Origin of the sequence: Methylobacterium sp. 37f, from assembly GCF_023093475.1 — a bacterium.
Taxonomy (GTDB): Bacteria; Pseudomonadota; Alphaproteobacteria; order Rhizobiales; family Beijerinckiaceae; genus Methylobacterium.
Map to the genome: position 1 here is coordinate 95,731 of NZ_JAGHKN010000013.1, position 26,868 is coordinate 122,598.

25 protein-coding genes are annotated in these 26,868 nt (G+C 66.1%); 6 read left to right on the plus strand and 19 right to left on the minus strand.

Annotation, left to right across the window (positions count from 1 at the left end):
• Positions 1–10 precede the first annotated feature (10 nt).
• Positions 11–1,456: an acetamidase/formamidase family protein gene (locus J7U37_RS11260; protein ID WP_247635765.1), complete on the plus strand. Its 1,446-nt coding sequence runs from the start codon at positions 11–13 to the stop codon at positions 1,454–1,456.
• Positions 1,457–1,473: 17 nt separating this feature from the next.
• Here the strand turns inward: J7U37_RS11260 and J7U37_RS11265 are convergent, their stop codons facing one another.
• A complete protein-coding gene (locus J7U37_RS11265; RefSeq protein WP_247635766.1) occupies positions 1,474–2,229 on the minus strand; it encodes a class I SAM-dependent methyltransferase in 756 nt (251 codons plus the stop codon).
• A 450-nt stretch (positions 2,230–2,679) separates the two neighbouring features.
• Here J7U37_RS11265 and J7U37_RS25290 point away from each other — a divergent pair, with 450 nt between their 5' ends.
• Positions 2,680–2,958: a hypothetical protein gene (locus J7U37_RS25290; protein ID WP_348772989.1), complete on the plus strand. Its 279-nt coding sequence runs from the start codon at positions 2,680–2,682 to the stop codon at positions 2,956–2,958.
• 58 nt (positions 2,959–3,016) lie between these two features.
• On the opposite strand, the gene ppx is transcribed toward J7U37_RS25290, so the two are convergent.
• The 4 genes from ppx to J7U37_RS11290 form a co-directional block, all read right to left on the minus strand.
• Positions 3,017–4,489, minus strand: a complete 1,473-nt coding sequence (gene ppx / locus J7U37_RS11275) for an exopolyphosphatase (protein ID WP_247635768.1) — start codon at positions 4,487–4,489, stop codon at positions 3,017–3,019.
• 112 nt (positions 4,490–4,601) lie between these two features.
• The gene (locus J7U37_RS11280; protein ID WP_247635769.1) at positions 4,602–6,887 is read right to left on the minus strand and encodes an RNA degradosome polyphosphate kinase; all 2,286 of its coding nucleotides are present in this window, start codon (positions 6,885–6,887) and stop codon (positions 4,602–4,604) included.
• A 288-nt stretch (positions 6,888–7,175) separates the two neighbouring features.
• Positions 7,176–7,940, minus strand: coding sequence for a hypothetical protein (locus J7U37_RS11285; protein ID WP_247635796.1), 765 nt, complete (start codon positions 7,938–7,940; stop codon positions 7,176–7,178).
• Positions 7,941–7,946: 6 nt separating this feature from the next.
• Positions 7,947–9,038, minus strand: a complete 1,092-nt coding sequence (locus J7U37_RS11290) for an AI-2E family transporter (protein WP_247635770.1) — start codon at positions 9,036–9,038, stop codon at positions 7,947–7,949.
• A 277-nt stretch (positions 9,039–9,315) separates the two neighbouring features.
• On the opposite strand from J7U37_RS11290, the gene purM reads away from it, so the two are divergent.
• A complete protein-coding gene (purM, locus tag J7U37_RS11295) occupies positions 9,316–10,383 on the plus strand; it encodes a phosphoribosylformylglycinamidine cyclo-ligase (protein ID WP_056183146.1) in 1,068 nt (355 codons plus the stop codon).
• A complete protein-coding gene (purN, locus tag J7U37_RS11300; protein ID WP_247635771.1) occupies positions 10,383–11,039 on the plus strand; it encodes a phosphoribosylglycinamide formyltransferase in 657 nt (218 codons plus the stop codon). The genes purM and purN overlap by 1 nt, the downstream gene beginning before the upstream one ends.
• 18 nt (positions 11,040–11,057) lie before the next feature.
• Here purN and J7U37_RS11305 read toward each other — a convergent pair whose 3' ends face one another.
• The 4 genes from J7U37_RS11305 to J7U37_RS11320 form a co-directional block, all read right to left on the minus strand.
• Positions 11,058–12,002: an aspartate carbamoyltransferase catalytic subunit gene (locus J7U37_RS11305; RefSeq protein ID WP_056183141.1), complete on the minus strand. Its 945-nt coding sequence runs from the start codon at positions 12,000–12,002 to the stop codon at positions 11,058–11,060.
• Between the two features lie 71 nt (positions 12,003–12,073).
• The gene (locus J7U37_RS11310; protein ID WP_247635772.1) at positions 12,074–15,058 is read right to left on the minus strand and encodes a response regulator; all 2,985 of its coding nucleotides are present in this window, start codon (positions 15,056–15,058) and stop codon (positions 12,074–12,076) included.
• A 297-nt stretch (positions 15,059–15,355) separates the two neighbouring features.
• On the minus strand, positions 15,356–16,126 hold the full coding sequence (locus tag J7U37_RS11315; protein WP_247635773.1) for a potassium channel family protein: 771 nt from the start codon (positions 16,124–16,126) through the stop codon (positions 15,356–15,358).
• A gap of 35 nt (positions 16,127–16,161) precedes the next feature.
• Positions 16,162–17,541 (minus strand): pentapeptide repeat-containing protein, encoded by a 1,380-nt coding sequence (locus tag J7U37_RS11320; RefSeq protein ID WP_247635774.1) that lies wholly within the window; start codon positions 17,539–17,541, stop codon positions 16,162–16,164.
• Between the two features lie 107 nt (positions 17,542–17,648).
• Here J7U37_RS11320 and J7U37_RS11325 point away from each other — a divergent pair, with 107 nt between their 5' ends.
• Positions 17,649–18,698 carry an endonuclease/exonuclease/phosphatase family protein gene (locus tag J7U37_RS11325; protein ID WP_082504233.1) on the plus strand — a complete coding sequence of 350 codons (1,050 nt, stop codon included), beginning with the start codon at positions 17,649–17,651 and terminating at the stop codon, positions 18,696–18,698.
• A 6-nt stretch (positions 18,699–18,704) separates the two neighbouring features.
• Here J7U37_RS11325 and J7U37_RS11330 read toward each other — a convergent pair whose 3' ends face one another.
• From J7U37_RS11330 to J7U37_RS11345, 4 genes are all read right to left on the minus strand, one after another.
• Positions 18,705–19,358, minus strand: coding sequence for a DUF1345 domain-containing protein (locus tag J7U37_RS11330; RefSeq protein ID WP_056183128.1), 654 nt, complete (start codon positions 19,356–19,358; stop codon positions 18,705–18,707).
• A 54-nt stretch (positions 19,359–19,412) separates the two neighbouring features.
• Complete coding sequence (locus J7U37_RS11335; protein ID WP_247635775.1) at positions 19,413–19,838, minus strand: DUF393 domain-containing protein; 426 nt, start codon at positions 19,836–19,838, stop codon at positions 19,413–19,415.
• Positions 19,839–19,930: 92 nt separating this feature from the next.
• The gene (gene eno / locus J7U37_RS11340) at positions 19,931–21,220 is read right to left on the minus strand and encodes a phosphopyruvate hydratase (protein WP_056183125.1); all 1,290 of its coding nucleotides are present in this window, start codon (positions 21,218–21,220) and stop codon (positions 19,931–19,933) included.
• A 244-nt stretch (positions 21,221–21,464) separates the two neighbouring features.
• Positions 21,465–21,668, minus strand: a complete 204-nt coding sequence (locus tag J7U37_RS11345; protein ID WP_056183260.1) for a hypothetical protein — start codon at positions 21,666–21,668, stop codon at positions 21,465–21,467.
• Positions 21,669–21,801: 133 nt separating this feature from the next.
• On the opposite strand from J7U37_RS11345, the gene queF reads away from it, so the two are divergent.
• Positions 21,802–22,266 carry a preQ(1) synthase gene (gene queF / locus J7U37_RS11350; RefSeq protein ID WP_247635776.1) on the plus strand — a complete coding sequence of 155 codons (465 nt, stop codon included), beginning with the start codon at positions 21,802–21,804 and terminating at the stop codon, positions 22,264–22,266.
• Between the two features lie 21 nt (positions 22,267–22,287).
• Here the strand turns inward: queF and J7U37_RS11355 are convergent, their stop codons facing one another.
• From J7U37_RS11355 to J7U37_RS11380, 6 genes are all read right to left on the minus strand, one after another.
• Positions 22,288–22,935, minus strand: coding sequence for a hypothetical protein (locus tag J7U37_RS11355; protein ID WP_247635777.1), 648 nt, complete (start codon positions 22,933–22,935; stop codon positions 22,288–22,290).
• 38 nt (positions 22,936–22,973) lie between these two features.
• A complete protein-coding gene (locus J7U37_RS11360) occupies positions 22,974–23,303 on the minus strand; it encodes a hypothetical protein (RefSeq protein ID WP_247635778.1) in 330 nt (109 codons plus the stop codon).
• 190 nt (positions 23,304–23,493) lie between these two features.
• Positions 23,494–24,357, minus strand: coding sequence for a 3-deoxy-8-phosphooctulonate synthase (gene kdsA, locus J7U37_RS11365; protein WP_247635779.1), 864 nt, complete (start codon positions 24,355–24,357; stop codon positions 23,494–23,496).
• Between the two features lie 9 nt (positions 24,358–24,366).
• A complete protein-coding gene (locus J7U37_RS11370; RefSeq protein WP_247635780.1) occupies positions 24,367–24,894 on the minus strand; it encodes a hypothetical protein in 528 nt (175 codons plus the stop codon).
• 52 nt (positions 24,895–24,946) lie between these two features.
• A complete protein-coding gene (locus tag J7U37_RS11375) occupies positions 24,947–25,369 on the minus strand; it encodes a hypothetical protein (RefSeq protein WP_247635781.1) in 423 nt (140 codons plus the stop codon).
• A gap of 147 nt (positions 25,370–25,516) precedes the next feature.
• The gene (locus tag J7U37_RS11380) at positions 25,517–26,812 is read right to left on the minus strand and encodes an aminotransferase class I/II-fold pyridoxal phosphate-dependent enzyme (protein ID WP_247635782.1); all 1,296 of its coding nucleotides are present in this window, start codon (positions 26,810–26,812) and stop codon (positions 25,517–25,519) included.
• Between the last annotated feature and the right edge of the window lie 56 nt (positions 26,813–26,868).

A 26,868-nucleotide genomic window follows, 5' to 3' on the forward strand; every position in this document is an offset into this window, starting at 1 on the left:
AGGATTTGCGATGTGCCAGGGTGACGATCCGAATTGCGTTCATTTCGTCGAGCATCGGGCCCGTATGCTCGACGATCTGGCGCCGGAGCGGAGGTCCTTTCTGAAAAGCGGATTCGTAGCGTCTGGCGCGGCCGCGACCCTGATGGCCGGTGGTCTCAGTCTGCCCGGACCCACGCTTGCGCAGGCAAGCGCCCGCAGGGGCTTGAAGCAGACGGCGCATTACCATCTGCCGGCCACGGCCGAAACGGTGCATTGGGGCTATTTCAGCCGCAGTCTCAAGCCCCAGGTCGAGATCGAATCCGGCGACTACGTCACTATCGAGACGTTGACCCACCACGCCAACGACGACGCCGAGCGCATGGTGACGGGGGATCCCGGCGCAGAGAGCGTCTTCCTCTGGACCAAGGACAGAAAGGGCGTTGTCCGGCGCGGGGCTGGTCCGGAGGAGACCAAATTCGGACCGGGCGGCGGCCTCGGCGTGCATATCTGCACCGGCCCGGTGGCAATTCGCGGCGCCGAGCCCGGCGACGTGCTTGAGGTCCGCATCCTCGACGTGGCGCCCCGCCCCTGTGCCAACCCAGCCTTCAAGGGCCGCACTTTCGGCAGCAATGCCGCCGCGAACTGGGGCTACCACTACAAGGACATGATCACCGGGGACCGACCCCGGGAGGTGGTGACGATCTACGAGGTCGATGCCTCCGGCGCCCGCGACTGGGCGCAGGCGGTCTATAGTTTTCGCTGGCCGGGTGTCACCGATCCCAACGGCGTCGCCCATCCGACCATCGATTATCCGGGTCTGCCCGTCGATCACACCAGGACCATTCGCAACGTCGATGTGCTCAAGGGCTTCCGGATCCCGATCCGCCCGCATTTCGGCACCATGGGCTTGGCGCCCAAGGAGGCCGAAATGGTGAACTCGATCCCACCGAGCTACACCGGCGGCAACATCGACAATTGGCGCATCGGCAAGGGTGCGACCCTGTACTATCCTGTCGCGGTGCCGGGCGCGCTGTTCTCGGTGGGTGACCCGCATGCGAGCCAGGGCGATTCCGAACTCTGCGGCACGGCCATCGAGTGCTCGCTGACCGGCACCTTCCAGTTCATTTTGCACAAGAAGCGTGATCTTCCCGGCACCGCCCTGGAGACCCTCGACTTCCCGATGATCGAGACGGCCGATGACTGGGTGCTCTCCGGCTTCAGTTACCCGAAATACCTCGCCGATCTCGGGCCAGACGCACAGAACGCGATCTTCGCCAAATCCTCCATCGACCTCGCCATGCGCGACGCCTTCCGCAAAATGCGCCAGTTCCTCATGCACGGGCACGGGCTGACCGAGGACGAGGCCATTTCGCTCATGTCCGTTGCGGTGGATTTCGGAATCACCCAGGTGGTGGACGGCAACTGGGGCGTCCACGCCATCGTCAAGAAGTCGATCTTCCCGGTGCGGACGACCTGAGCCGCCGCTCGTGTTGGCTAGAGCCGACCGGCGCGCACCGACAGGGGCCAACGGATATCCCGCTGCTCCATGGGCGAGCCCCAGGCTTCCGCCAGGGCTTCCTGAAACGCCACGATCGGCGCGCGGCCGATGGCCTTCTCCGCCGCTCGGACCGCTGACCAAGTTTCCGTATAGCCGATCAGGTCCGACAAGCCCCAGGACAGTGTGATGGCGAGTTCCGGCACTGCGATCTCCGGAAATGGGAACGGAAGCGCTTGATATCCGTCCTCGACATGGCGGCGCTCCGGCGGCCAATGGGGCTGGAGAGTTCCGCCGTAGAAGCGCTGTATCACGGCGTCGACCGCCGCATCGTCCACGTGCAGAACGCCGTAGGTGACCAGCGCCAAGATCGCGCCCGGCCGTGCGACCCGCCGCGCTTCGACGTAGAATGTCGGGAGGTCCAGCCAATGCGCCGCCTGGGCGACGGTGACGAGATCGGTACTGGCTTCCGGAAGGCCGCTGCGCTCGGCAGGCGCGATACTGTATGCGACGCGGTCATGCGGCGTCGCATGGGCGATCTGCTGCGCACTCGCGTCGGTGGCCACGACATGCTGGAATCGGTCGGCGAGTAGGACCGAGAGCTGCCCGGTGCCGCAGGCGCAATCGAGGGCGACGGATTGCCCTGGCGCGGCCTCCGCAAGGACATCGATCAGCGCCCGCGGGTAGGTCGGCCGATGTGCCGCGTACTCGGACGCATGGGTCGAAAAATGGTCCTTGAAACGCGTCACGGCCATCGGCCTCTGGTATCGGAAACACTCCCAGATCGCGACCGCATCGATCTGCTTCCGGAGCGCTGCACATCAGGGATTGTACAGGCTGCTACCACACCCGCAAGGGCTGGGATCAGCGTGGTGTGAGGAAGACCATTCCTTTGAGAAGGTGGTGATCTCGTCGTTCGGATCGATGGGAAATCGATCAGTCCAACCGTCAGGCGATGGCCATGTCGAGTGATGCGGCCCTGTCCGAAATCACCGTCGTGGCGCCGCGCGTTCCCGGCTCGACAGTGACGGAGAAAGCCACATCGAAGGATTACCCCAACGGGTTGCGTTGGGGCTGTAGCATCCTGGGTCCAGCCAATGCGATTCTCTGAAGGATCGCATTCGTCTCGCCCCTAATCGCGGCTGGTTCGGACCCGGAGATCAGCAACTCAGGCGACGGCCCTCACGACGACCGAAGACACGGAAGTGAGCGGCGCCGGATTCCATCTGGCCCCGGTTGACCGCTCGGCGGACATCGGGATTGCAGCGAAGATACTCCGCCTCGTCGAAGCCGCTGTCTCGCCGGCCGTAACCCCGTCCACGCTCCCGGTAATCCCCGTCGCGATCACGGTATCCGTCGTCCCGACCTCGATATCCGTCGTCGCGGCTGCGATAGCCTTCTTCGTATCCACGATAGGGCTGGGCGAGGACAGGGCTGATCGAGCCGAGGACGGTCAGTCCCAGAACCGCTGCTGCACAGAGTGACTTCATGTCCGAGATTCTCCTTGCCGGACGCTAGAAACAGTTCCGCTTGGGATTTGGTTCAATCGGACCCGACGATCCGGCCTTCGAGGCCGAACAGACGGCTGAGGCCGCGCACCCGGTTGAGGATACGGTCGCCCGGCAATGAACCTTGACCGGGCGCGAGTGTCAGGGTCACCCGGCCGTCCTTGACGAGGACCGGGAGCCGCCCGAGGGCGCCCTCCATGCCAGCCGAGAGCGGAAAGGCGAGGCGCAGAAGAGCGCCGAGAAGGCGCGCGCGCTCAAACAGGCGAGGACCTGCCAGATTGCGCAGCATCGGGCTTGCCTTCTCGGGCGCGATCCCCTCATGGCGGAAGTAGATGGCGAGCGCGAGGTAGGCCCGGCCCGGATGGTCGATGCCTACGAAGGCCGCATGCGTGATGACGTTGACGCTCTGCTCTCCGCGGTAGTCTGGATGGGCCCGCCACCCGATGTCGGACAGAAGGCAGCCCGCGTGCCGCAGGCGGCGCTCGTCGGCGGTTTCGGGAGCATCGAGACTTGCGATGAAGCGGTCGCTCCAGCCGATCAGATCGGCAGCATGCCCCGGCGAGCGGGCCCGGAGTGCGTTCAACTCGGCAGCTGCCGCGAGCAACGGGTCGGCCAGGCGTGAATCGCGGTCGAGCTGCTCGTAGAGCAGACCCTCGCGCACACCGCTAGCGGAGACGGCAAGCTCGCGCGGACGTCCGATGCGGATGATCTCCTCCAGCACCACGGCCCCATAGGCAAGCAAGGGGCGGCGCGCTTCTGAGACGCTTTCGACATCCTGGAGCAGCGCCGCGTCGGTGCGCTCCACAACTTCGAGGAAGTTCAATTCGTCGGACGGCTCGACACTGTAGCCGTGCATGACGTGGAGCGGGTATCCGCGGGCCGATTGGTGCAGCCGCGCCAGCGCGCGCCACGTCCCTCCCACGGCGTAGAAGCTACGTCCGCGCAGAGTCTCCAGTTGCGGCGCTGCCTTCTTCAGGTTCTCACGGACGATCTTGAGCGCCTTCTTCACCGATCCGCCGGAGAGATCCTGCAGCGCGAGGCCCCCGAGCGGCATCGTCACACCCGTACCGACCGTGGCGCCGCGCACATCGACGAGTTCAAGGGAGCCGCCGCCGAGATCGCCAACGACGCCATCGGGGGCGTGGAAGCCCGAGATGACACCGAACGCCGAGAGTTCGGCCTCGCGACGCCCGGAGAGAAGCTCGATGCGCTGGCCGCAGGCGGCTTCCGCGGCGGCCAGGAAGTCGGGTCCGTTCTCGGCATCGCGCGCGGCGGCCGTGGCCAGCACGAAGACCCGGCCGATCTGCATGGTTTCGCACAGCACGCGGAAGCGCGCGAGGGCGATGAGGGCCCGGCGCACCGCATCCTCATTGAGACGGCCCGTAGTCAGTACGTTGCGGCCGAGGCCGCACAGAACTTTCTCGTTGTAGAGCGGTGTCGGTGCCCGTGTCAGCCCGTCATAGGCGACGAGCCGTACCGAGTTCGAGCCGATGTCGATGATCGCCACCGGCGCGTTGTGACCTCCCGTCCCCTGGAAGGGGGGCCCTCGGACAGGTGTAGGGCGGGCAGGGTCGAGGCCCATGCGGGCTCCTCTGGACAATCCGTCGGCCACGCTGCCGTCAGCCACGCTGCGCGCGTCGGCTCAAAGCGCGCGGGCTCGACTTTTTCGACGACTTGCCGCGCCCGGACAGGCTCGGATTCGTCATGAAGTACTTGTGCGCATTGAACGGCTCCTCCCCTTCGGCAGGTAGGATCCGCTCACTGGCACCCGACGCCAGTACACGCCAGCTCTGGCGGTTGTCGAGGAGGTTGGCCAGCATGATCTGATCGAGGACCTGCTGATGCACGGTCGGATTGGTGATCGGTAACAGGGCCTCGACGCGACGGTCCAGATTCCGGCTCATCAGATCGGCGGACGAGATGTAGACGGTCGCCTTCGGATGGGGCAGCCCGACGCCGTTGCCGAAGCAGTAGATGCGCCCGTGCTCCAGGAAGCGTCCGACGATCGACTTCACCCGGATGGTGTCCGACAGGCCCGGGATGCCGGGCCGCAAGCAGCAGATGCCGCGCACCACGCAGTCGATCTGCACGCCGGCCTGGGAGGCATCGTAGAGCGCGTCGATGATCTGTTGGTCGACCAGCGAGTTGCACTTGATCCAGATCGCCGCCGGGCGCCCCGCCTTGGCGTGGGCCACCTCCGCCTCGATGTTCTCGAGAAGGCGCGGTTTCAGGGTCAGCGGTGAAACCGACATCCGCTCGAGCTCCGCGGGCTCGGCGTAGCCGGTGATGAAATTGAAGATGCGGCTGACATCACGAGCCACTGCTGGGTCGGCGGTGAAGAAGGACAGGTCGGTGTAAATGCGCGCCGTGATCGGGTGATAGTTGCCGGTGCCGACATGGCAGTAGGTCACGAGGCGATCCCCCTCGCGGCGCACCACCATCGACAGCTTGGCGTGGGTCTTCAGCTCGATGAAGCCGAACACCACCTGAGCACCGGCCTTTTCTAGGTTGCGCGCCCAACGGATGTTGGCCTCTTCGTCGAAGCGGGCCTTCAGCTCGACGAGGGCAGTCACCGATTTGCCGAGTTCGGCGGCCTCTGCCAGAGCGGCGACGATCGGTGAATTCGAGGAGGTGCGATAGAGCGTCTGCTTGATCGCCACCACGTTCGGGTCACGAGCCGCCTGAGCCAGGAACTGCACTACCGCGTCGAAGGATTCGTAGGGGTGATGGACGATGAAGTCCTTCTGTCGGATCGCCGCGAAGACGTCGCCTCCGCTCTCGCGAATGCGCTCGGGAAAGCGCGGATTGTAGGACTTGAACTTCAGGTCCGGCCGGTCGATCCCGACGATCTGGGACAGTTCGTTGAGAGCCAGCATGCCCTCCACGAAGATCACCGCATCGGTGCTGATCTCCAACTCGTCGGCGACGAAAGCCCGCAGGTCCTCGGGCATGCCGGCCTCGACCTCGAGACGGATGACCACGCCGCGGCGGCGCTGCTTCAGCGCGGTCTCGAAATGCAGGACGAGGTCCTCTGCCTCCTCCTCGATCTCGAGGTCCGAATCGCGGATCACCCGGAAAGCGCCCTGTCCCCGCAGCGAATAGCCCGGGAACAGCCGTCCGGTGAACAGGACGATGACCTGCTCGATGGCGATGAAGCGCGCGGTGGCATCGTTCTCCGCGTCAGGGAGGCGCACGAAGCGGTCGAGCACCGCCGGAAGACGAATGAGAGCCCGCAGGGTCCGGCCATCGCGGGGACGCACCAGCATCAACGCGATGGTGGAGCCGAGATTCGGAATGAACGGGAACGGATGGGCCGGATCGATGGCGAGGGGCGTCAGCACCGGAAAGACGTGATTGAGGAAGTAGTCTTCCAGCCACGCTTTATGTTCCTGCGTCAGACCGGCGGGCTCCACCAATTCGATACCGACGCCGAGCAGGTCGCGGCGCAGTTCGCGCCATCGGGTCTGCTGATCGAGGGCGAGGCGCGAGACTTCGGAACCGACACGGGCCAGTTGCTCCGACGGCGTCAGCCCATCCTGCGAGGGCAGCACCAGTCCCGCGCGGACCTGATCATGCAGGCCGGCGACGCGCACCATGAAGAACTCGTCCAGATTGTTGGCCGAGATCGACAGGAAGCGCACCTGCTCCAGCAATGGGTGGTTGGTGTTCGAAGCCTCCTCGAGCACACGGCGATTGAACTGCAGCCACGAGAGTTCGCGATTGACGAAACGCTCGGGCGAGTGGCGCAGAGCGAGGCCGGCTTCACGCACGGAATCGCGGGCCTCGGAGCCCGGGATTGCCTCGGCGGAGGCCGTCCCTGCTTCGGCAGCCGGCAGATCGAGGTCCGCATCCGGCAATGCCTCCGGGGCGGGCGCCGGCGCGACCCGCGTCTCTTTGGGGGCCATCTTCTCCTGGGGTGGTCTGGCTGCCGAAGCGGGGGCGCTTCGCCGAGCAGCAGGGCGGGCCGGTCGCGCGCGGCTCTCGGTGCCCCTCGGGATTTCGGCGTCCGGGATGCCGGTGTCCCGTGCGGTTGCGTCCGAGTCCATGTCGCCCAAGAGTCTTTCTCCTTCGTCGCGGGATCGGCTTCCTAGCATGGGCAAGGCTGCCGTTTTTCACAGTTTAATGACAATCACTGGTGCTGCCAGGAGGGCTCAGGACCGTCGCTCCTGTCGATGAGAGCCGCATTCTCGCATTCAGATGGGGGCTTCGCTGTCGGCTTCGCCCTCGGCGGCTGGATTGTCGTATGCCTCGTCGTCGTCGGCTTCACCCGCGCCGTAGCCGAGGCGCTCCAGCACGGCCAGGGCCAGGGGCTTGGTGATGCGCCGGCCCCGGCTCAGGGCGTCGCGATCCAGGGCGGTGACGACTTCCCGGGCGCGGCCGAGGGAGCGGTCGATGCGGAGCGCGAGAGCCTCGACGATCGCAAGGTCAACGACGAGTTGGCGGTCTACGAACAGCTTGACCAGAACCGCTCGCAGGAGGGCGTCGTCGGGAGGCAGGATCATGGCGCTGGGCGCAAGGCGCAGCCGTGAGCGCAGATCCGCCGTGGTCAGCCCCAGGGCCTCCACCGAGGTCGCGGAGGTGATCAGGACCGGACAGGCTCTTTCGCGGGCGAGATTGAGCAGGTGGAACAGGGCCGCTTCGTCGCGCGGGCCGGCCCGGTCGATGTCTTCGACCACCAGGGCGCCGTTGGAGAGGAAGCGTGGGACCGTCTCCGCAGTGATCTCGGAGGCCTGTGCCGTCCAGGCATGCGAGCGGGTCGCCCAAATCGAGGCGAGATGGCTCTTGCCGCTCCCCGGCGGTCCGGAGAGCAAGCATACGGGGTGGGGCCAGTTCGGCCAGGCCTCGACCAGCGCATAGGCGGCCTCGTTGGCCGGGCCGACGAGGAAGTCTTCGCGGCCGTAGCGCGGGTCCGCCGGCAGGTCGAAGGCGAGTTGCTTCGGAGGGACGTTTTCGCGGATTGCCATCTAGCGATCGGGTTTGGACAGGAGCGCGGGAGCGTCGGCATAGTAGAGCGGGCTCTGGAGGTAACGCTCCAGGACGAACCGGACCAGAACTCCGATGGAAGCCGCGACAGGGACCGCCAGCAGGAGTCCGAGGAAGCCGAACAGCGAGCCGAAGGCAAGCAGCGCGAACATCAGCCAGACCGGATGCAGGCCAACCGATTCCCCCACCAGCTTCGGCGAGATGATGTTGCCCTCGAGGAACTGCCCCACCACGAATACCCCAATGGTGAGGCCGATATGAAGCCAGTCGGAACCCGGCCAGAACTGAGCCAGGGCGACGCCGACCGAGAGGAGGAAGCCGGTCAGCGTCCCCACATACGGGATGAAGGTCAGGAAGCCCGCGATCAGCCCGATCAAGACGCCGAAATTCAATCCAACGGCGAACAGGCCGACGGCGTAGAAGGTGCCGAGGATGAGACAAACCAGGGTCTGTCCGCGCACGAAACCCGTCACCGCCCCGTCGATCTCGCGTCCGAGGCGTCGCACGACTGGACGGTGGCGCGGGGGCACCCAGCCGTCGACGGACGCCACCATGCGGTCCCAGTCAACGAGAAGGTAGAAGGCCACCACCGGGGTCACCACCAGGAGCGACGCGATTGAAATCAGCGCTTGGCTGCCCGACCACAGCGATTTCAGGAAGGTCAGGAACCAAGTCCCCCCCTGCCCCACCAGAGTGCCGACCTGCGATTGTAGGTCGCTCAGCACGTCGGCGCCACCGACCCGCTGCAGAAGTGGGCCGGCCCGCTCGGCCAGAATGCCCTGAAGGCGCGAGACCATGCCGGGCAGGGTCGCCACGAGGGCGGAGACCTGGTTGGCGGCAAGCGGCACGACGAGGAGCAGCACGACGACGAGGCCGACCACAAACATCGCCAGGATGAGGAGGGAGGCGGAGAGTCGGCCAAGTCCCAGGCGCTCCAGTCGATCAGCGATCGGATCGAGAAGATAGGCCAGCGCCAGACCGGCTACGAACGGCAGCATCACGTCGGCCAGCAGGTACAGCAGCAGGGCGAGGCCCACGAGGGCCGTCAGCCCAATCATCGCCCTGCCGCGCATCGGCCGTTCCCCGTTCACGTCGTTCCATGCCCAACAGTGGGAACCCGGGGCAACACGGTCAAGGCTGTGGTGCGAAAGGGATGGAAACCTTGTACGCCCCTGAGCGACGCAAGACAGAACACAAGATTGGTATACCAGCGGCACGGCTGTCCTGGGATACGGCTGTCCTGGGATACGGCTGTCCTGGGATACGGCTGTCCTGGGATACGATGGACTCGCGAACCCGCGCGCGAGCGGTTAGAGGTCGCCCAACACGGATTTGCAGAGAGCGGTGCGGATGACCGGCGAGCCCAGTAACGGAATGACCTACGCGGCAGCCGGCGTCGATATCGACGCCGGCAACGCCATGGTCGAGACGATCAAGCCGCTGGTACGTGCTACCCGCCGGCCGGGGGCGGATGCCGAGATCGGCGGCTTCGGTGGCCTGTTCGACCTCAAGGCCGCCGGCTTCAAGGACCCGATTCTTGTGGCGGCCAATGACGGCGTCGGCACCAAGGTGAAGATTGCCATCGAGACCAATCGGCACGACACCATCGGCATCGACCTTGTGGCGATGTGCGTCAACGACATCATCGTGCAGGGTGCCGAACCGCTGTTCTTCCTCGACTATTTCGCAACCGCCAAGCTGGTACCGGGAGTGGGCGCCGACATCGTGCGTGGCATCGCGGCCGGCTGCCGGATTGCCGGCTGCGCCCTGATCGGCGGCGAGACCGCGGAAATGCCGGGTCTCTACGACGGCGCCGACTACGATCTCGCAGGCTTCAGCGTAGGCGCGGCCGAACGCGGAACCCTGCTGCCGCGCGGCAACATCGTTCCGGGCGACGTGGTACTGGGCCTGCCCTCCTCGGGCGTGCATTCCAACGGTTTCTCGCTGGTGCGCCGCATCGTCGAGAAGAGCGGCCTGTCCTACGACGATCCCGCCCCCTTCGAGCCCACCCGGACGCTGGGCGAGGCGCTGCTGGAGCCGACCCAGATCTACGTGAAGCCGCTGCTGGCGGCCCTGCGGACCACGGATGGCATCAAGGCGCTGGCCCACATCACGGGTGGCGGCTTCCCCGACAACCTGCCTCGCGTGCTGCCCGACGGCGTCGGCATCAGCATCGACCTCGACGCGATCATCCCGCCGCCGGTCTTCGGGTGGCTTTCGGAGGTTGGCGGAGTCGTTGAATCCGAGATGCTGCGCACCTTCAACTGCGGCATCGGCATGGTTGTGGTAGTGGCGCCCGAGAGCGTCAGCAGCGTGTCGAAAGCCCTCGACCTCGGCGGCGCCTCCCCGGTCCGCCTTGGCCGGATCACCCCGCGCGGCCCCGAGCCCGTGACCTTCGAAGGCCGGCTCGCCTTCTGATGGCGGCCCTTGCGAAAACCCGCGTCGCGATCCTGATCTCAGGGCGCGGCTCGAACATGGCCTCGCTGATCGCGGCGGCCGAGGCGTCGGATTATCCCGCCGAGATCGTGCTGGTGGCGGCCAACCGCCCCGAGGCACCGGGCCTTGCCTTCGCGGCAGAGCGCGGCATCCCGACCCGTGCCCTCGATCACCGGGCCTACCTGAGCAGGGAGGCCTTCGACGCCGCGCTCCATACCGAATTGAAGGACGCCGGCATCGATCTCGTCTGCCTCGCTGGCTTCATGCGGATCTTCTCCGCCGGCTTCGTCGAGTCCTGGGCGGGTCGGATGATCAACATCCACCCCTCCCTGCTGCCGCTGTTCAAGGGCGTGCACACCCACGAACAGGCGCTGGCCGCCGGTGTCCGCCTTCACGGCTGCACCGTGCATTACGTCGTGCCCGAACTCGATGCCGGCCCGATCATCGCCCAGGCCGCCGTGCCGGTCCGGCCCGGAGACGATGCCGAGACCCTCGCGGCACGCATTCTGGTACAGGAGCACCGGCTCTACCCGCAGGCCCTGGCGCTGGTCGCGGCCGGCCAAGTGAGCCTGGACGGTGACCGGGTGATGTTTTCGGGGGGCGTGCAGGGGACGGACGGGGCGCTACTCAGCCTGTAGCACAGAGCCGTGGGCCGCTTATGCGTTCGGGAGGTGCGTCGCCAGCGCCTCCAGAACCGCCATGCGGACGGCGACGCCCATCTCGACCTGCTCTCGGATCAGCGACTGCGCCCCATCGGCGATCTCGGACGAGATTTCGACGCCCCGGTTCATCGGACCCGGATGCATCACCAGGGCGTCGGGGGCGGCCAGCCGCAGTTTGTCGGCATCGAGCCCGAAATAACGGAAATACTCCTTCACGGAGGGCACGAACGAGCCGTTCATGCGCTCGCGCTGCAGGCGCAGCATCATGACGATGTCACAGCCCTCCAGGCCCCTGCGCATGTCCGTGAAGACCTCGACGCCGAAGCGCTCGATGCCGGCGGGTAGCAGGGTCGAGGGCCCGATGATACGCACCCGGGCACCCATCGCCTGGAGCAGGATCAGGTTGGAGCGTGCGACGCGGCTGTGCAGGACATCGCCGCAGATGGCGACCCGAAGGCCCTCGATCCGACCCTTGTTGCGCCGAATGGTCAGGGCATCGAGAAGGGCCTGGGTCGGATGCTCGTGCGCGCCATCCCCGGCATTGACCACGGCACAATCGACCTTGCGGGCGAGGAGATGCACGGCGCCCGCCGCATGGTGGCGCACCACGATGATGTCGGGCCGCATGGCATTCAGGGTAGCGGCGGTGTCGATGAGGGTCTCGCCCTTCTTCACCGAGGACGAGGCCACGGACATGTTCATGACGTCCGCGCCGAGGCGCTTGCCGGCCAGCTCGAACGAACTCTGCGTCCGCGTCGAGGGCTCGAAGAACAGGTTGATCTGGGTGCGGCCCCGCAATGTGGCGCGCTTCTTCTCGACTTGGCGGGAGAGTGCCACCGCCTCCTCCGCCCGATCAAGGAGGATCTCGATATCGGGCCGCGAGAGCCCTTCGATACCGAGCAGGTGCCGGTGGGGGAAACTTTGAGGCGCGGCTGTCATGCTGGGTCCAGGGCTATAGGCCGGGCCGGCAAGGGCGGCAAGGCACGTGAGGCGCCCGGCCGCCCCCGCGCCTACACCCCCGGAGCCACCAGCGGGCGGAGGGATGCTGCGAGGTCGGTGAGGCTCAGACCACCCTTCTGCAAGACGCGGTCGGCGCGTCCTGCGAGGCGGCGCCGATCTTCCGCGGTGATGTCCTTGGCGGTCAGCACCACCACCGGAATGTCGCGCCACTCCGCGCGTTCGCGCAGTGCCCGCAGGAATCCGAAGCCGTCCATCTCCGGCATCATCAGGTCGAGGAGGATGAGGCAGGGCTTCTTGGCCGCCGTCGCCTCGAGTCCCGCGACGCCGTTCTCCGCCGAGGCGACCCGCCAGCCTTCGCGCGTCAGCATCGCCGACAGCCGTTCCCGGGCATCGGGATCGTCGTCGATGATGAGTACCGGTCCCTTGTGCTCGGAGGGTTTGAACCGATCCATCGCGGATTTGAGCTGCGTCCACTCGATCGGTTTCTGCAGATAGTCGGTGGCCCCGAGGGAGAAGGCGAGGTTCTGCTCGTCGAGCACCGTCACCATGATGATCGGTGTCGTGCCGAGTTCCGGATCCGCTCTCAGGGTGCGCAGCACCGACCAGCCATCCATGCGCGGCATCGTCACGTCGAGGAGAATGACGCGAGGCTTCAGTTCGCGGGCCCGCTCGATGCCTTCGCGCCCGTCGCGGGCTGTGGCAACGGTGAAGCCGTCTTTCTGCAAGAAACGCGCGAGAAGGTCGCGGGTCGAGGCGTCGTCATCGATGATGAGGACGTGTCCGCCGGGGATCGGCCGTGCCTCGTGCGTCAGGTGCAGGGCGCCATGGTCGTGCGCGACGGCTGCCTCGGGGCTTGCGGGGACATAGACTGCGGGCACCACCAGGGTGAAGGTGGTGCCGGACCCTTCCTCGCTCTCGACCTCGATCCGGCCGCCCAGCATCTCTGCGAAGGCGCGGGTGATGGCGAGGCCGAGGCCCGTTCCGCCGAAACGCCGGGTGGTCGAAGCGTCAGCCTGGGTGAAGCGCTGGAACAGCTTGGCCTGCTGCTCGGCGTTCATGCCAATGCCCGTGTCGGTGACGCGGAAGTTGAGCCAAGCGGCCTCGTCGCGCGTCATGCGCGAAACCGCCAGCACGATCCGTCCGCCCTCGGTGAACTTTGCGGCGTTGCTGAGGAGGTTGATCAGGCATTGGCGCAGCTTGGTCTGGTCGGTCTGCGCCTCGCCGAGGTCGTCCGCGATTTCGAGGGCGAGGGTGTTGCCCTTCTTCTCGATGAGCGATTCTACCGTGGAGGCGACGTCACGCACGGTCTCCGAGACGGAGAAGGTTTCGGCGTAAACCTCCATGCGCTCGGCCTCGATTTTTGACAGATCGAGCACATCGTTGATCAGGCCCAGAAGGTGGCGGGCATTCGACTCGATCTTGCGCATGTCGGCGAGGAGTCCTTCCTCGCCTAGATCCTCGATTTCCTCCTGCAGCATCTCCGAGTAGCCGATTACCGCGGAGAGCGGGGTGCGCAGTTCGTGACTCATGTTGGCGAGGAACTGGCTCTTGGCGCGATTGGCCTCCTCGGCCGCCTCCTTGGCCGCTTCCAGCGCCAGCTCGGCCTCTTTCCGTGCCGTCACATCCGAATGGGTTCCGACCCATTCGCGAATGCTGCCATTTTCCTCCAGGATGGGGACCGCCCGGGCGGACATGATCCGCCAGACGCCGTCGTGACGGCGGATCCGATGTTCGATCTCGTAGGGTGAAAGGCTCTCTACGGCCCGCACCCAGGTCTCGTTGGTGCGGCTCTGGTCATCCGGGTGGATGGCCTTCAGCCATCCGGCCCCCGCGGCCTCCTGGGGCGTCTGACCGGTGAAGCGGGTCCATTCGGAGGGCGTCACCTCGAAGCCGCCCTCGGGCGTCGTGGTCCAGACGATGGCGCTTGTGGCCTCGGTAAGAGACCGGAAGCGCTCCTCGCTGTGGCGCATGCGCTCTTCGGAGAGCTTGCGCAGAGTCTCGTCCGAAACCACCAATCCGACGCCGTCGGCCTGGGCTTTACCCGCGCCGGACGAACCGCCCCGCCCCCGCAGGGGATAAAAGCTCATCTGGAAATGGCGCACCCCGCGGGGGGCGCTCGGCGTCGAGACCGCCACGTCGACATTGGTGGTGACGAGGCCCTCGTCGCGAGCGGCCTTGAGCTTCGGAATCAGCTGCTCCTGCAGGGTCGGCACATGGGCCCAGATCGGCGCCCCGAGATCGGCCCCGAAGCCGCGCTCGTTCATGGTGGCGAGCGCCCGGTTCATGTGCTGGATCGTCAGGTCGCGATCGAGGAAGCCGAGCCCGACGGGCGCGTTGGCAAATACGCCGTCGAGGAGAGCCGCCGTGCGCTGCTCGTCGCGCCGGCGCACCAGTGCGAGTCGTCCGAGCAACGCGACGGCACCGAGGGCGGCCGCAATCGAAACCAGGGACAGGACAAGGGAGAGTACCCGGTCCCGTGCCTCGCTCGTCGCCAGGACCGCATTGGCGTGGTTCTGAACCGCCTTCACCGCGGCCCGCACTTCGTCCATCGAGCGCTTGCCCTCGCCCATCCGGGCAAGCCCCACGGCGGCGTCGTAGCCCTGCTCCCGACGCAGCGCGATCACCCGGGCTGCGTAGGCGCGCTTCGTCTCGACGAAGCGGCGCAGGTCGCGGATGTGCTGCGGCCCTTGATCATCCGTTTGCGTGGACAGCGTCTCGATGGCGTTCAACTGACCGTCGATGGTGTCCTGCGCCGCCTGATAAGGCTCAAGATAGGCCTCGTCCCCGAACAGCACGTAGCCCCGCATGCCGGTCTCAAGCTCAACCATGTTCGAGAGCAGGCGCTCGCTCTGGCTGAGGATGGCATGCTGGCGAGCGCCCTGTGCGCGGCTCGCCTCGCCGGCCAGGTAGTTCCCGATTCCAGCCGCGACCGCCAGGCCGATCAGCACCAGGGCGAGCGGCGAGCTGGGTAGACCCGCGAGAAGGCGGGGCTTGCGCCAGGCTCGATCGGAACGCGGAGGCGAGGCATTGCTCATGTGGTGGACTTCATGCGGTGGGTGACCCGGTGGGCGAAGGGACGAACGGAACATCGCGATGGCGCTTTGCTGCCGGTCTGCGTGCCCGGACAGGGCGCCCTCGCAGAGGCCGGAAGCGATGGAGGCGGACTTACGTCAATGAGCCGTGGACACGAGCAAGGCGGGACACGAGCAGGGGGGACGCGAGCAAGGAGATTGCATCGACGCTCGCAAACGCGCCGCCGGTCCGTCCGTTCATCGCCAACCTGTCTTTGGTCAACGCGCCGGGTTGCGCAGGCTGCGTGTCCCACCGGATCGTCAGTCGCTGCCCTCGTCGGGAATGGCGAGGCGGGTGCCACAGGCCTTGCAGTGGACGGCATCCGTATCATGGCGCTGCAGACCACAGGTCGGGCAAGGAAATCGGATTTTGGGTGGCCGGAACAGCACCTGGGCAAGGCGCAGGAACAGGGTCACACCAAAGATCATCACCGCGACCGAGATCAGGCGCCCCGTTGGGCCCGGCAGGGTGATGTCCCCGTATCCAGTAGTCGTCAGCGAGGTCACGGTGAAATAGAGCGCGTCGATGGCATTGCCGATCGCCGGATTGGTGCCGTGCTGGGTTGCGTAGACGATCCCGGTCATCACGAACACGAACACCGCGAGGTTGGTGGCCGCCAGGATCGCGTCCTCGTTGGCGCGGAAGACCGCGCTGTCGGCACGCAACCGGTCGAGGAGCTGGTAGGTGCGCAGAAGGCGGAGGGTGCGGAGGATGCGCAGGAAGCCGACGCCCTCGCCAATCACCGGTGCCAGAAACGAGACCAAAGCGGCGATGTCGGCCCAGGTCGAGAGATGCAGGAACTCCCGCGATCGATTCCGACTGATGGCGAGCCGGGCCAGGAAGTCCAGGAGGACCACGAGGCCGAAAGCGATATCGATCCGCTCGATCCAGGCCTGACGCGGCAGGAACGAGGTCCCCACGACGTAGACCACGGTCGCCGCATCGAAGAGGAGGAGGCCATAGCGGAAGCGATGGGCGCGGCCCGTATCGCCCTCGTAGAGTTCCGCGAGAAGCGCGTTCTGCTGAGCCATCAATGCGAAGTTGCCTGTCGGGGGAAGGAGTGCGCTCAGCGCCGCAGGCGATTGCCGAGCACGAAGCCGAACAGACCCATCAGGATGATGCCAGCCGCGCCCTCGATGCCGACGAGAAGATTGGTGACGCGTCCCACGGGTTTGACGCCGATCTCGGGAGGATTGGCGGTCATCATGTTGAGAGCGCTGTAGCTCACCAGGTCCAGAGGGTTGTAGGTCGGCCGGCCGTCGCTGCCCTCGGGAATCAATCCACCGGTCAGACCGTAGAGCGCTGCGAAGACGCCGATGAGGATGACGAAGGCGCGGGCGATCCGCGACAGGCTTTCGCCATAGTCGCAAAGCCACTCCACGAAGCGATCCGCGACCCATTGATAACCGTGGCGGAGCAGGTCCGGGCCAGAACGCGCGTCCCAGGCTGCCCGCGCCTGAGCGCCCGCATGGAGACGACCCATCCGGCGACCGCGCTTATAGGCCCAGCTTGCCGCGTCCTGGCTGCCGATGCTCTTGAAATTCTGCTCGAGCGCCAGATAGCTCGCCTGAGCCGCGGGGTAATCTCGAGCGACCTCCTCGCCCACCGCGCCGCCAAGCTGGTCCACCCGCATCCGGGTGCCGTTGAGCCAGGCGCCGGCGAAGCGCGCGTGGCGCAGGTCGCAGGTGGAGAGGTTGAGGCGTACGAGGCTGGTCTCGGAGAGGTCCGCCTCCGACAGGTTGGCCCCGTCCAACTTCACGCCGGTGAGGTTGGCGCCCCGCAGGCGCGAGCCGGTCAGCTGCGTCTTCTTGAGGCTGGCGCCCTCGAAATCGGCGTAGGTCAGGTTGACGCCCACGAGCTTCACCTCGTCCAGGCGAGCGCCGCGAAAATGGGTGTAGTCGGCGTCGGCCCCGGTGAAATCGGCGCCCCAGAGGTCGGCGCCCTCGAAGTTGGCTCCATCGAGGAGCGCACGACGCAGCTTGGCGAAGCGCATCGCCGCACCGTCGAAACGCGCATCCTCCAGCATCGCATCGTCGAAGTTCGCCTCGCCCCCGGCAATGCCAGTGAAGCGCGCGCCGCTGAGGTCGGCATTGGCGAAGTTCGCCTCCTCCACGGTGGCACCGGTAAAATCGGCGGACCGGCCGAGCACGCCGGCCAGCGTCGCACCTGAGAGGTTCGCTCCGGAGAGATCCACGTCCTCGAGGTGTGCGTCGGTGAGATCCGCTCCAGCCAGGGCCAAGCCGGCCTGCTTGGCGTCCCACCAGGCAGGCGGTTCCGTATCCACACCGAGACGGGCTGCCAACGCCTCGCGTCCGAGTGGGAGTCCCGCAAGGGCACGGGTGTCCTCGCCCGCCGCGAAGGCCGTGCCGGCCAGAGCTGCGAGGCGTTCCAGGACCCGGTCGGCACGAGCCTGCGCGGCGGTGATTGGATCCGCCTCAGGGTTCATGGCGGGGCTCCAGACCTGTCGCGTGGGCACCATTCCGGGCCTCGGACGTTTCGAAGTGCTTGGCCACGGCGTGCCGGCGACGGCACGGGGAGCGCGGTGTGGCTGTGATGTGGGTGGAGATCGGCCTGAAGGCCGCCGGGGGGATCCTCGTGGTCGCGACCCTGCTGCCCTTCATTCCCAGCAATTCCGGCTTCATCCGCACCTTCGACTTCCCGCGATTGCAGATTGCGGCCCTGATCGTGGCCGTGATCCTGGGATTGCTGATCGCTGCCCGCGACACTTCGGGTCTCACACTCGTTGCCGCGCTCGCCGCAGCCCTAGCCTACCAACTGGTCTGCATCTACCCGTTCACCCGATTGGTCTCGCCGCAGGCGGCCGCGGCAGAGCCGGAATCCTGCCGCTCGGAGGCGGGCTTCTCGATCATGATCGCGAACGTGCTGGAATCGAACCGCGCCTACGCGTCCCTGCTCGACCTCGTCACCAAGCAGGATCCCGACCTGTTGCTGCTCGTCGAGACCGACGAACTCTGGGCGGAGGCTCTGGAACCCCTGCGGACGCGGTATCCATACGGAGTGGCCCAGCCGCAGCACAACACCTACGGGCTGATGTTCTATTCCAAGCTCGCTTTAGATAACCCGGAGGTGCGTTTCCTGCTGCAGGACGACGTCCCCTCCGTGCGCACCGGTGTGACGCTCCGCTCGGGAGAGCGCTTTACCTTCTTCGGCGTGCATCCCAGGCCGCCTCATCCGGGTCAGAGCAGCGCGCCGCGTGACGCCGAACTCGTGATGGTGGCGCGCGAGGTTGCGGCGGAGGGGGGCCCGGCAGTGGTGGCAGGCGACCTGAACGACGTCGCCTGGTCGAAGACGAACGACCTGTTTCAGCGTATCAGCGGTCTCCTCGATCCGCGGATCGGCCGTGGTCTCTATCCGACCTTCAACGCCAAATGGCCGCTGCTGCGCTGGCCCCTCGACCATGTGTTCTTCAGCGACGATTTTCTCCTCGGCCGGATCGAGCGATTGCCTCATATCCAGTCCGACCACTTTCCAATCCTGATCAGCCTCTGCCGCACGGATCGGGCGCCACGCCTGCAGGATGCCCCGCAAGCCACGGCGCAGGATCACGAGGATGCACAGGAGGCGGTAGAGGCGGCCCGATGATGGGGCTCAACGCTGGGCAACACCGGCCGCCATGTTGATGGCGAGGGCCAGCACGCTGGTATTGAAGATATAGGCGTAGATGGTCTGCACTGTCGCAACACGGCGCATCGCCTTGCTGGTGATATCGGTATCCGATGTCTGCGACGTCGCCCCGATGGTCACGGAGAAATAGAAGAAGTCCCAGAAATCCGGGTTCTCGTCGCCATTGAAGTCGAGTCCGCGGCGCGATGTGTCCGCTTCGGTCCCGTAGTACAGGTGCGCGTAGTGCACCGTGAAGACCACCTGCACGAAGAGCCAAGCGCAGATCATGGTCGCTGCGGCGAGCGCGAGGTGGCTCAAACGATACGCTTCGCTTCCATTGCCGCCGAGTACCAGCATCGCCACGGCGCCGAAGCTCGCGGCGGCCGCCAGAATCGCGAAGAGCGTTACGGTGAGAGCACTGTCGTCCAGGCGCGACGACTCCCTACGCAGCGAGTCCTGCGACTGACGCGCTGCTTTCCCGACGATCAACCCGCAATAGGCGAGAACGCCGAGGCACCAGCCGAGCAGCAGCCGAACCGACAGGTCTGCGAAGGGAAGAATCAACGCGAGGACGAGGGTGAGCCCTACGGAGGCGAGAAGGCGCGGACGGAGCCAGAAGGCCTGAAAGGGATTCAGCATGTGAGGATCGTCTCGACCATTCGCGATTCGATCCTGCTCTCGCGCGGAGATGCCTTATCCGCAAGCCTTGTCTCCACAAGCCTTGTCACAGCTTGCTCTGCGGCCTGGGAGGAAGCGGGCGATCCACGGTCGCAGCGGTAGGAACAAGCGATAGGCGACCTCGCCGAGGCTGATCAGCCCAGGCAGGCGAGCGAGATGGGCAAGGATACGCCAGCGCGGCAGCACGGCCCAGAGCGCAGCGAAACCTCTCGCTCCCGATGCCAGCGCACCATCCGGGCGGCGGACATGGAAGCGGGCACGGGCTGCGCTTCGGGTCAGGTCGGGACCGAGATCCGCGGGGTCTTCGGCGGCGACGTCGATCCAAGCGACCCGCTCTCCGCCCAGCGAGCGCCGGTAGAGCCGGATCTCAGCAGCGCAAAGAGGACAGGCCCCGTCATAATAGACGGTCAGGGTCGGCGACGATGGCGCGGTCGGAGTCATGCCTTGGAAGATAGGGTGACGAGCCCCCGTGACACGGTCGTGAATCGCTTCGCGACCGTGTCATTGTCCCGCATGGGTCTCTCAGACCGGGTTCAGCGACGGGCCAGCGCCTTCAGGGCATTACGACCGGCATAGAGGGCCTGTGAACCAAGGCCTTCCTCGATGCGGATGAGCTGATTGTACTTGGCCAATCTGTCGGAGCGCGCCAGCGAGCCGGTCTTGATCTGTCCGCAGTTCGTCGCAACCGCGAGGTCAGCGATGGTCGAATCCTCGGTCTCGCCGGAGCGATGGGACATCACGGCCGTGTAGCCGGCCCGCTGGGCCATATCGACGGCGGCCAGCGTTTCTGTGAGCGAACCGATCTGGTTCACCTTCACCAAGATCGAGTTGGCCGTCTGCTCGGCGATGCCGCGCGACAGGCGTGTCACGTTGGTGACGAACAGGTCGTCGCCGACCAGCTGGCAACGGTCGCCGACACGCTCGGTGAGAAGCTTCCAGCCCTCCCAATCGTCCTCCGACATACCATCCTCGATCGACAGGATCGGGTAGGCGTCGACGAGCCCCGCCAGATAGGCGACCTGCGCCTCGATATCGCGGGTCTGGCCCTCACCCTCGTAGTGGTAGGCGCCATCCTTGAAGAACTCGGTCGCTGCGCAGTCGAGAGCCAGCACCATGTCGGTGCCGGGCTTGAAACCAGCGGCCTGGATCGATTGCATCACGAAATCGAGAGCGGCCTCAGCCGAGGGCAGGTTCGGGGCAAAACCGCCCTCGTCGCCCACGTTGGTGTTGTGGCCGGCCTTCTTCAATGCACCCTTGAGGGTGTGGAACACCTCAGCACCCATGCGCACGGCTTCGGCAAGCGAGGACGCGCCCACCGGCATGATCATGAATTCCTGGAAGTCGATCGGGTTGTCGGCATGGGCACCGCCGTTGATGATGTTCATCATCGGCACAGGCAGTACCCGGCCCTGGGTTCCACCGATGTAGCGGTAGAGCGGCAGGCCTGCCGTCTCGGCGGCGGCTTTGGCGACAGCGAGTGACACGCCCAGGATTGCGTTGGCGCCGAGGCGGCTCTTGTTGGGCGTGCCGTCGAGCTCGATCATCGCCTCGTCGATGGCGATCTGATCCTCGGCATCCATGCCGCCGATGGCGTCGAGGATGTCCGACTGCACCGCATTGACCGCCTTGCGGACACCCTTGCCGCCGTACCGACCCTTGTCCCCGTCACGCAGTTCCATGGCCTCGTGCGCGCCGGTGGAGGCGCCCGAGGGAACAGCGGCACGCCCGAAGGAGCCGTCTTCGAGCAACACGTCGACCTCGATGGTCGGGTTGCCTCGACTGTCGAGGATCTCACGGGCGGCGATGTTCGTGATCGCGGTCATGGAAGCGCCTTTGCGGACGGTGCGGCTTATCGAGGCCTCGTCACGCGAGGCCGGGTCCGATGCCCAAGGATGTCCGGATGACATGCCCCGGGACCGGACGATTTCGCCGAGGCTTATCCGTCAACGCTTCGCGTCCGGCAAGCGTCCTGTCGCCTCCTGCAAGAGCGCCGGCGCGCTGGAACTGGTATTCCAGCCCGTCGGCCGCAGGGGATTGATCGTTGCGCCTGAATCGAAGGGAAGTGGCCTAGCGGTCACCGGCTCCGGACAGAAGCAGCTCGATCTGCGCCATTCCGTTCTCACGCGCCTTGGCTTCGGTCGGGTGATTGCGGTCGGATCGCTGGATCAGCTTACCCTTCCGGCGGATGGCCCATTGGTATGGACTGCCGGGCGCCTTGGGCGGCTGGATCTCCAGAGTGTAGGGATAGGTGGCCGTGTTTTCGTCGCTCATGGTTCCCATATGGCACGCGGACATCGCGCCTGCCACTCACCGTCGCCACTTGGGCGGCAAATTGGTTGGATTTCAGCATAAGGCGTGACCTGTGCGACAAGCGTGTCGCCCCCGTCACCGGAAGATTTTGCCCATGACGCAGCCACCTTCAGGCGCCGAGAGCTTGCAACTCGGACAGACGACGCCCCTGCCGACCAGTCCCGGCGAGGCCCGCCTCGACCGGGTGCCGAACCCGCATCCGGGCACTGACTATCTCGCCCGCTTCACCGTGCCGGAGTTCACTTCGCTCTGCCCCGTCACCGGCCAGCCGGACTTCGCCATCCTGGTGATCGACTACGTGCCGGATCAATGGCTCGTCGAATCGAAGTCGCTCAAGCTTTACCTGACAGCCTTCCGCAATCACGGGGCCTTCCACGAGGATTGCACGGTGGGGATCGGTTTGCGCCTCACGGAGTTGCTGGCGCCCCGCTACCTGCGCATCGGGGGCTTCTGGTACCCACGCGGCGGCATTCCCATCGACGTGTTCTGGCAGACCGGCGAGCCGCTGAAATCCGTCTGGCTTCCGGATCCCGGCGTGCCCCCCTACCGGGCCCGCTGAGAGCGCGGATGCTCGAACGGACTACCGATCCTCAATGATGGCGCGGTGGACCTGGTCGATGAGGTGGCTCTGCCCCTCCGTTGGGCCGCCATGGAGGGACGCCACGGCCTGGAGCATGTCGACCAGGTCCTCGACCTCGTAGGGGGTGAGCCTGTCGTGCAGGAGCGGCGCCAGGACCGCGATCGCATCCTGATTGTCGGGGGACTGGTTCGCCGCGTGGCGGATCACCGCCATCCGGATCGCGAGGTCTTCCTCCGGGATCGCGGTGATTGAACGCATTCGAGACAGTATTTCATTCTCCTGTTCCGGCGTCGGCACGCCGCGCTGGCGAGCAACCAGCGTCAACAGAACCCCGGCGGCATCCGCCGGCTCCCGCATCGCTTTGAGCGGCGCCAAGCGTTGCTGGAGATCCCCCGCCCTGCGCCGGCGGCCTTTGCGCCAATCGTGCAGGGTGTGGTCAATCTGGACCATCCCATCGCCATACCGGATCCAGTAGGCCAGCCCTGTCGCGAGCATGCCCGCGACCGCGAGGAGGAATGGCATCGACGATCGCCCATCGGAAATGTCCGGAAGCGATCCCATGCAACTTCTTCTAATAATTAACAACCCACAGGTTGCGATGACAAATGGCAGGCCGAGCGAGAACCCATGAAAAAGGGCAGCCGGCACACGCCGACTGCCCCATTCAGACAAATGATTCGAAGAACTTAGTAGCCGTAACCGTAAGCGGGAGCACCGTAGCCGTAGGCCGGACGGGCATAGCCGTCCCGGTAATAGGCGTCCCGTGCTGCACCGGCGGCGATGGCACCGGCGGCGAGACCGGCAATGCCCAGGCCCACGGCAGCACCGGTTCCGATGCCGCGACGACGGCCGCCATAAGCATAGCCACGACCGTACCCGCGATGACCGTAGGCGTGACCGTGACCGTATCCGCCATGGCCGTAACCATGTCCACGTGGGCCGGCTTCAGCCGAAGTTGTGGCAGCGAGTCCACCCAGCGAAAGGGTCAGGGCAGAAACGAGAGCGAGCTTGCGCATGAGTATCCCTCAGCGTTCGAGAATGTATTGGATATTCCAACGTCAAGCTGACCTGATCGTTCCCCTCACAGGATCGGATGAAGATTCGGAGCGGATCGCGCGTCCGGTTCCGCTGCCTGTTGTAGGTCTGGGGTGCCGGAGCAGCGTCTGCATTTGTACAGGCTGCCGGAAGGTCTGTGACGATCGCGCTCTACGCGTCGGTCACTCGCGCCTTTGCCAGCCGGTCGAACGCCTGGAGCTCGGCCAATAAGGCCGGCATCGCTTTCAGCGGCACCATGTTCGGGCCATCCGAGGGGGCATGGTCCGGGTCGGGATGCGTCTCGATGAAAAGCCCGGCCACACCGACGGCGACGGCCGCGCGGGCGAGCACGGCGACGAATTCGCGCTGACCGCCCGAGGTCGCGCCCTGCCCGCCGGGCTGCTGCACCGAGTGGGTGGCGTCGAACACCACAGGGGCACCATGCGTGACCTGCGCCATGATCGGCAGGCTGCGCATGTCGGAGACGAGGGTGTTGTATCCGAACGAGGCGCCGCGCTCGGTCACCAGCACGTTGGGATTGCCGGCCCCCGTCACCTTGGCGGCGACGTGGGCCATGTCCCAGGGTGCGAGGAACTGGCCCTTCTTCACATTCACCACGCGTCCGGTTGCGGCGGCCGCGAGCAACAGGTCGGTTTGCCGGCATAGGAAGGCCGGAATCTGGAGGATGTCGATGACCTCGGCGGCGGGGCCACACTGCGCCGCCTCGTGCACGTCCGTGAGCACGGGCAGGCCGAAACGGTCCTTGATCTCGGAAAAGATCGGCAGCGCCCCTTCGAGGCCGAGCCCGCGAGCGGTGCTGCCGGAGGTCCGATTGGCCTTGTCGAACGAGGCCTTGAACACCAGGCCGATCCCGAGGCGGTCGGTCATCGCCTTCAAGGCGTCGGCGATCTCGATGGCGTGGTCGCGGCTCTCGAGTTGGCAGGGGCCGGCGATCAGCGCGAAGGGCAGGTGGTTGGCGAAGGCGACCGAACCAGCGGTGACCACGGGAGCGGTGGAGGGGGTGATCTCAGGCATGACGCCGGTCTAGCCCGCTGTGGTCCCAACGAAAAGGTCGGCCCGGCGTCGAAGCACGGGCTTCGCATGAGGAACCGGGAGGGGTGCGAGGATGCAACGGGTACGCAAACCGGCGAAGGGGTCTGCATCCGAAGCGGTTTCGCATCGAATGGCGACCCGCCTGGTCGTCCCCTGCTGTGGACGTCCTGTCACCAGGGCCTCCTGATGCAGGACCAGCGCCAGCGTCTCTGCCGCTTCGGCGCTCGCGCCGGTCAAGGCCTGCGCGGCGTCACCGATCAGTTCGTAGAACCGGCGGCTTGGTTCGCGTTCACGGGCGATGAGGACCATCCGGCGCGGCGCCCGGCAATCCAGGCTCATGCGTTCCGCATCGGCCGCCCGGAAGACGGCCCGGGAGCCGACGCGTCCGGCCAGCGATGCTCCCGTTGCACGGATCATGCGGACGGTAAGGGTATCACACGTATCCGCTGCCTGGGCCGGAGCCAGGGAGACCAGGGTGATCGCGGCAAGAATCGAGGAAAGGCGAACGGAAATCGTCATCGTGTTGATTTAACGCACGCCCAGCTCAAGGCCCACACTCCAAGTCCCACACTTATTGGCGTTGGCCGATCGCCCCGGTGATCTCATCGGAGCAAGTTTCATGGGTGCGCGAGCGCAACACACGGGGCAGATGAACTGCATGCAGCCCCGCCTCGTCCTCGATGGTGCCCGTCAGAGCGCCGGGTTCGACGACGCCCTGGAAACGAATCGCGCCCGTCTCGGTCGAGACCGCGAAGGTAAGCGCCCTGGTGGAATCGTCGAGGCTCATGGCTTCAACCGCAACGGGGCCGATGTGGTCCGCGCCCTCGAAGGTCACGGCATTGCCGTTTGGCGAGCGCCGCAGCATGACCCGGTGTCCGTTGCGTGCGCCATTGTCCCGAACGGTGCAGAGATCGGCATAGACGAAGGTGCCGGTGATCCAGGCGGAGCGTGCCTGCGCCTGCGTTGCGGCGCAGAGGAGCATGACGACCGTCACGACCGCCCGGCACGGCGGACCGTCCCACCGCCATGTTCTGATCGTCGTCACGTCCTCACCGTCGTCACGTCCTGACCGTCGTCATCCTGGCGCCTCCCGGCCCCACGCCTCGGCATCCGATCTGTGACCCGGATGCCGAGGCAGGTCTCAGGCCGCCGCTCGTTCACGGGTCCTGTGTTCGGCGTCGAGGGATGCAAGAAGGATGCACAGCGCGATGCCCTCGGCCGCCTTCGTGACGTCGTCGAGGCTGGGATAGGTGGGCGCGAGACGCAGGACGCTGTCCTTCGGATCACGGCCGTAGGGCGAGGTCGCTCCGGCCGGCGTGAGGGCGATGCCGGCATCCTTGGCCAACCGCACCACCTCGGTGGCCGTGCCCTCACGGGCTTCCACGGTAATGAAGTAGCCTCCCTCCGGCCGCGTCCAGCGTGCGGCACCCGTGCCGCTGAGGTGCCGGTCAAGCGCCGCCTGCACGGCAGCGAATTTGGGCGCGATCAGGGCGCGGTGGGCGTCCATGTGGGCCTGAAGGCCAGCGCCATCCCGCAAGAAGCGCACGTGGCGCAGTTGGTTGAGCTTATCCGGACCGATGGTCTGCTTCGCGGATCGAGCCAGGAACCAGCGCGTGTTCTCGGGCGAGCCGGCGAAGACCGCAAGACCGGCGCCCGCAAGCGTGATTTTCGAGGTCGAGGCGTAGAGGAAGGGACGGTTCGGGTTGCCGGCCTCGGTGCAGGCGGTGAGAATATCCTGCACCGGATGGCGATCCGACGTCAGGTGATGCACCGCGTAGGCGTTGTCCCAGAGCAGGCGAAAGTCGGGAGCGCCGGTCTTCATCGCGGCGAGGCGCCGCACAGTTTCGTCCGAGAAGATCTCACCGGACGGATTGGCGTATTTCGGGACGCACCACATGCCCTTGACGGCCGGGTCGGCGACGAGACCCTCGACCACGTCCATGTCCGGTCCCTGTCCCGTCATCGGCACGGGGATCATGCGGATGCCGTATTCCTCGCACAGGGCGAAGTGGCGGTCGTAACCCGGGACCGGGCAGAGGAAGACCGGAGCGTCCTCCTTCGACCAGGGCCGCTCGGACCCCGGTACGCCCTTCAGCAGCGCCCACGCGATGGTGTCGTGCATCAGGGCGAGGCTCGAATTGCCTCCGACCACGATCTGGTCCGCCGGCGCGTCGATGAGGTGCGAGAACAGCGCGCGCAACTCGGGCAGGCCCTGCTGGCCGCCATAATTGCGGGCATCCTCCCCGGCTGCAGTGGTGTAGTCGCCGTTGCCGGGCAGCGCGAGCATACCGGACGACAGGTCGAGCTGCTCGGGCGCCGGTTTGCCACGCGTCATGTCGAGCTTGAGGCCCCGCGCCTTGAAGGCGTCATAGGCCGCTTGAGCCTGGGCGCGCAGATCCGCGAGTTCGGCCGGGCTGCGGTCGGCGATCGTCGTCATGATGTCTCGAGTCCGAGTGAGGCCGCGCGAGCGGCAAACGCGGCGCACCATGACGC

Coding starts and splice junctions, on each gene's coding strand:
- J7U37_RS11330 (WP_056183128.1), bottom strand. CDS start 19,358: ATGCTGAATCCCTTTCAGGCCTTCTGGCTCCGTCCGCGCCTTCTCGCC.
- queF (WP_247635776.1), top strand. CDS start 21,802: ATGACGCAGCCACCTTCAGGCGCCGAGAGCTTGCAACTCGGACAGACG.
- J7U37_RS11345 (WP_056183260.1), bottom strand. CDS start 21,668: ATGAGCGACGAAAACACGGCCACCTATCCCTACACTCTGGAGATCCAG.
- purM (WP_056183146.1), top strand. CDS start 9,316: ATGACCGGCGAGCCCAGTAACGGAATGACCTACGCGGCAGCCGGCGTC.
- J7U37_RS11265 (WP_247635766.1), bottom strand. CDS start 2,229: ATGGCCGTGACGCGTTTCAAGGACCATTTTTCGACCCATGCGTCCGAG.
- kdsA (WP_247635779.1), bottom strand. CDS start 24,357: ATGCCTGAGATCACCCCCTCCACCGCTCCCGTGGTCACCGCTGGTTCG.
- J7U37_RS11370 (WP_247635780.1), bottom strand. CDS start 24,894: ATGACGATTTCCGTTCGCCTTTCCTCGATTCTTGCCGCGATCACCCTG.
- J7U37_RS11380 (WP_247635782.1), bottom strand. CDS start 26,812: ATGACGACGATCGCCGACCGCAGCCCGGCCGAACTCGCGGATCTGCGC.
- J7U37_RS11305 (WP_056183141.1), bottom strand. CDS start 12,002: ATGACAGCCGCGCCTCAAAGTTTCCCCCACCGGCACCTGCTCGGTATC.
- J7U37_RS11360 (WP_247635778.1), bottom strand. CDS start 23,303: ATGCGCAAGCTCGCTCTCGTTTCTGCCCTGACCCTTTCGCTGGGTGGA.
- purN (WP_247635771.1), top strand. CDS start 10,383: ATGGCGGCCCTTGCGAAAACCCGCGTCGCGATCCTGATCTCAGGGCGC.
- J7U37_RS11280 (WP_247635769.1), bottom strand. CDS start 6,887: ATGGCCCCCAAAGAGACGCGGGTCGCGCCGGCGCCCGCCCCGGAGGCA.
- J7U37_RS11260 (WP_247635765.1), top strand. CDS start 11: ATGTGCCAGGGTGACGATCCGAATTGCGTTCATTTCGTCGAGCATCGG.
- J7U37_RS11320 (WP_247635774.1), bottom strand. CDS start 17,541: ATGAACCCTGAGGCGGATCCAATCACCGCCGCGCAGGCTCGTGCCGAC.
- J7U37_RS11315 (WP_247635773.1), bottom strand. CDS start 16,126: ATGGCTCAGCAGAACGCGCTTCTCGCGGAACTCTACGAGGGCGATACG.
- eno (WP_056183125.1), bottom strand. CDS start 21,220: ATGACCGCGATCACGAACATCGCCGCCCGTGAGATCCTCGACAGTCGA.
- J7U37_RS11325 (WP_082504233.1), top strand. CDS start 17,649: ATGTGGGTGGAGATCGGCCTGAAGGCCGCCGGGGGGATCCTCGTGGTC.
- J7U37_RS11335 (WP_247635775.1), bottom strand. CDS start 19,838: ATGACTCCGACCGCGCCATCGTCGCCGACCCTGACCGTCTATTATGAC.
- J7U37_RS11290 (WP_247635770.1), bottom strand. CDS start 9,038: ATGCGCGGCAGGGCGATGATTGGGCTGACGGCCCTCGTGGGCCTCGCC.
- J7U37_RS11310 (WP_247635772.1), bottom strand. CDS start 15,058: ATGAGCAATGCCTCGCCTCCGCGTTCCGATCGAGCCTGGCGCAAGCCC.